The organism is Pseudomonas sp. EGD-AK9, from assembly GCF_000465935.2.
Lineage (GTDB): Bacteria > Pseudomonadota > Gammaproteobacteria > Pseudomonadales > Pseudomonadaceae > Aquipseudomonas.
This window is the reverse complement of record NZ_AVOF01000623.1, coordinates 1-1090: the sequence shown is the minus strand read 5'-3', so window position 1 is coordinate 1090 and position 1090 is coordinate 1. Positions and strand designations below refer to the sequence as shown.

General features: G+C 72.4%; 1 protein-coding gene and 1 pseudogene. Both read right to left on the bottom strand.

What is annotated here, in order from left to right; translation table 11 throughout:
• Positions 1-790, bottom strand: a pseudogene (locus N878_RS21790) (serine/threonine protein kinase); the annotation flags it as partial.
• Positions 790-1090 (bottom strand): lipopolysaccharide kinase InaA family protein (locus tag N878_RS21785; RefSeq protein ID WP_021445646.1); only part of this gene is annotated, 301 nt, incomplete at its 5' end. The gene N878_RS21785 and the pseudogene N878_RS21790, both read right to left, overlap by 1 nt.

Sequence of the window (1090 nt, the reverse complement as noted above, 5' to 3'; positions counted from 1 at the left end):
GGCGCACCACGCGCAGGCCGAAGGCGCCGACCTTCGCGGCGAACAGGCTGCAGTCGCGACCGACCTTGCGCAGGTAGTCGCGCAGGCGCCAGCGTCGCACCTTCTCCACTTCCTTGAGCAGCGCCTCCAGTGGCAGCGCGTGCTCGCCGTTGGCCAGCAGGTAGTGGATCAGCAGCTCTTCGGTGAAGGGCGCAAGCTCGGCCGGCAGTTGGGCGAAGAACACCCCGAGGTTCTCCAGCACCCTGGCTCGCGACAACGGCTGCCCCGGGGTCTCGCCCCGGACGCCGCCGCCGTCGATCAGATACAGGCGGCCGTCGTGCCGCAGCAGGTTGTCCAGGTGCAGGTCGGCCTGCCACAGGCCCTTGCCGTGCATCTGCGCGATGGCCGTCAGGGCCTCGCCCAGCACCGCCTGCTGGGCGACGGACAGCGGCGCCTCGCCGGCCACCTCGCGCCAGGCATCCCAGAGGCTGCGTGCGCCATCGAGGTAGTCGAACAGCAGCCAGCCGCCCTGGCCCTGGGCAAAGCCCTCGGCCAGCAGCTCGGGGGTGAGCAAGGCCTGCTCGGCCAGCAGCCGGGCGCCATCCAGCTCGCGGCGAAAATGCCGCTCGGCCTTGCCGCCGACCAGCAACTTGGCCAGCACCGTCCGCCCTCGCCACTGCGCCAGGCCGACGTAACGCTGCCCCGGCAGCACCCGCAGCCAGCGCTGGACACGCAGCTCGTCGCCCGCCAGCGTCAGGTTCAGCGGCAGGGCCGGTGCACGGCCGCTGCCGGCCAGTTGCTCGAGCCGCATCAGCGCGATTCCTTGTGCAGGCGACGGGCGCCCAGGCGGGCGAACCAGCGTTCGAGGCCGGCCTCACCGCCCAGGTAGGCGGCCAGCAGCTTGCGCATCTCCGCCTCGCCCCAGGCGCTGGCACGGCGCAGCAGCGGCTCGAGGTCCTTGATCCGGTCGCGCCGGCCGAGCAGCAGCGGGCGGGTCTTCTCCAGGTCGATCAGCTGCGCGGCGAAGCCCTGCGCGCCCTCGCGCAGGAAGATGTGTTTGGGGTAGAAGCAGCCGTGCACCTGGCCGGCCTGGTGCAGGCAGCGGGCCAGC